This is a genomic window from Bradyrhizobium sp. PRIMUS42 (assembly GCF_023006515.1).
In the GTDB taxonomy this organism is placed as follows: domain Bacteria; phylum Pseudomonadota; class Alphaproteobacteria; order Rhizobiales; family Xanthobacteraceae; genus Bradyrhizobium.
The window spans coordinates 1-2537 of record NZ_JALBGZ010000824.1 but is presented as its reverse complement, the minus strand read 5'-3'; the positions used below and the strand labels follow the sequence as shown (position 1 = coordinate 2537).

Annotated in this window: 2 protein-coding genes and 1 pseudogene; 1 reads left to right on the top strand and 2 read right to left on the bottom strand. The window is 64.9% G+C overall.

Going from position 1 to position 2537, the window contains the following annotated elements; genetic code table 11:
* Positions 1-134: 134 nt before the first annotated feature.
* Positions 135-896: a bifunctional demethylmenaquinone methyltransferase/2-methoxy-6-polyprenyl-1,4-benzoquinol methylase UbiE gene (gene ubiE, locus MOV75_RS34230; RefSeq protein WP_246922470.1), complete on the bottom strand. Its 762-nt coding sequence runs from the start codon at positions 894-896 to the stop codon at positions 135-137.
* Between the two features lie 81 nt (positions 897-977).
* Between ubiE and mutM the strand changes: the two genes are divergently transcribed.
* The gene (mutM, locus tag MOV75_RS34225; protein ID WP_246922467.1) at positions 978-1883 is read left to right on the top strand and encodes a bifunctional DNA-formamidopyrimidine glycosylase/DNA-(apurinic or apyrimidinic site) lyase; all 906 of its coding nucleotides are present in this window, start codon (positions 978-980) and stop codon (positions 1881-1883) included.
* A gap of 225 nt (positions 1884-2108) precedes the next feature.
* Here mutM and MOV75_RS34220 read toward each other — a convergent pair.
* Positions 2109-2537, bottom strand: a pseudogene (locus tag MOV75_RS34220) (ParA family protein); the annotation flags it as partial.

Genomic DNA, 2537 nt, shown 5'->3' with positions numbered 1-2537 from the left:
GACCAGGCGCGCCAGCTTCAGCGCGAGCTGTCCCGGCGGCGGCACCAGGCTCGGATCGACCGAGCCGAACACGCCCTCGCGGGCAAACACGAACGCGGCGCGGATCAGGCGCGCAATGTGGTTGAAAGCAGAGATCACAAACGCCAGCCCGAATGCAGTGCGACGATGCCGCCGGACAATGTCTGCCAGCTGACGCGGGCAAAGCCGGCGTCGCGGATCATGTCGGCGAAGGCGTTGGGTTTTGGAAACTTGCGAATCGATTCGACGAGATATTGATAGGACTCGGCATCGCCCGTGATCATGCGGCCGAGCGGCGGGATCACCTTGAACGAGAACAGGTCATAAAGGCGATCGAGCCCCGGCATCTCGACGCTGGAGAATTCCAGGCAGAGGAAGCGGCTGCCGGGCTTCAGCACGCGATAGGCTTCTTGCAGCGCCAGATCGATCCGGGGCACGTTGCGAATGCCGAAAGCGATCGTATATGCGTCGAAGCTGCGATCGGCGAAGCCGAGCGCTTCGGCATTGCCTTCGACGAAATCGACCCGGGTTTCGAGATGCCGTTTGACGGCGCGCTCGCGGCCGACGGCCAGCATGTCGGTGTTGATGTCGCAGACGGTGGCATGGAAGCCGGCACCTGCGGCCTTGGCGGCGCGGAACGAGATGTCGCCGGTGCCGCCGGCCACGTCGAGCAGCGCGAACGGCCGGTCGCTCCTGGGCGGGTCGAGCGCCGTGATCATGATGTCCTTCCAGACCCGGTGCAGGCCGCCGGACATCAAATCGTTCATCAAATCATAGCGCGACGCCACGCTGTGAAACACATCGTTCACCAGCGTCTGCTTGTCCCCCAGGGGGACGTCCCTGAAGCCAAAATGCGTGGTTTCGCCCGGCCGATCCATTACTCTACTCCGCGTGGCGGACCATAGCCTGCCCGCCGCAATGGCGCTATCACACCGCCCTCATAAGGTGAATGCCTGACCATGCCTGAATTGCCCGAAGTCGAAACCGTCCGCCGCGGCCTTCAGCCCGTCATGGAGGGTGCGAAAATCCTCAATGCGGAGGCCCGCCGGCCCGATTTGCGCTTTCCGTTCCAGCCGGATTTCGTGGCCCGGCTCAAGGGCCAGGTCGTCACGGGGCTCGGCCGCCGCGCAAAATATCTCATGGCCGATCTGGCCTCCGGCGACGTGCTCTTGATGCATCTGGGCATGTCGGGCTCGTTCCGTGTCATCAAGCCGGACAACGACGTGCAGCCCGGCGAGTTTCACTATCCGAAGGCCAAGGACTCCGCGCACGACCACGTGCTGTTTCGGATGTCCTCCGGCGCCGACATCGTCTTCAACGATCCGCGCCGTTTCGGTTACATGAAAGTGATCGCGCGCAACGCGCTTGATGAAGAGCCGCTGCTGCGCGGGCTAGGCCCCGAGCCGCTCGGCAACGAGTTCGATGCCGCGATGCTGGCGCGCTCCTGCGCCGGCAAGACCACGAGCCTGAAGGCGGCGCTGCTCGACCAGCGCGTGGTCGCCGGGCTCGGCAACATCTATGTCTGCGAGGCTCTGCACCGCTCGCATCTGTCGCCGCGCCGGATCGCCGCGACGCTGTCGACCAAAGCCGGACAACGCAAAGGCGTTGCCGGGGGCGAGCCGACTGATCACGCCAAACGATTGGTCGGCGCGATCCACACCGTGCTGAACGACGCGATCAAGGCCGGCGGGTCCAGCCTGCGCGATCATCGCCAGACCTCGGGCGAGCTCGGCTATTTCCAGCACTCGTTCAAGGTCTATGACCGCGAAGGCGAGAAGTGCACGACGCCGCGCTGCGGCGGCACGATCAAGCGCTTCACCCAGAACGGTCGATCGACGTTCTGGTGCTCGAAATGTCAGAAGTGAGACGACTGCCGTAGCCCGGATGGAGCGCAGCGAAGCAATCCAGAATCTTTTCGCGGAAGAATTCTGGATTGCTTTGTCGCAAGGGCTCCTCGCAATGACGGGTGGATAGGGCATCCCGCAGAACGCGAAGCGAAGCAATCCGGCCGGGCTCCTGGCCGGATTGCTGCGTCGCTGGGGCCCTTCCGGATGGTGAAGGGCCGACTGCCGTCTGAGCGATCGCCCCGCTCAGGACGCCAGCGTCGTGGTCTCGTCCGCCGAAAGCTCGGTGGCGGCATGCAGCATGCCGTCCGCGCCCGACATGACTTGGTCGATCAGGACACCGGTTGTCGCAGCGAGATCGAGCCGGGCCTCAATCCAGCGCCAGAGGCCGCGGATCTCGTCCGCCGACTTTCCGTTCGGCGCGAATTCGCTGACGGCAAGGCCGCTCGCGAGCGAGTCCTGGTGATCGTTGCGCATCACGATCAGCGGGCGCGCGAGCACCTCGGCGAGATCAAGCGCGGCTTCCTCGGCGAGCGTGTTGGCGGCGTTGTCGATGCGCTGGCCGCGGATCGGCGTCTGGTTCAGCACGAAGCTGTAGGGCCGCTTCCAGGCGCGCGCGATGCTGAGCGTCGAGGTGGTTGCCTCGATATCGGCGACGCTCGGGCGGGCCGGGAT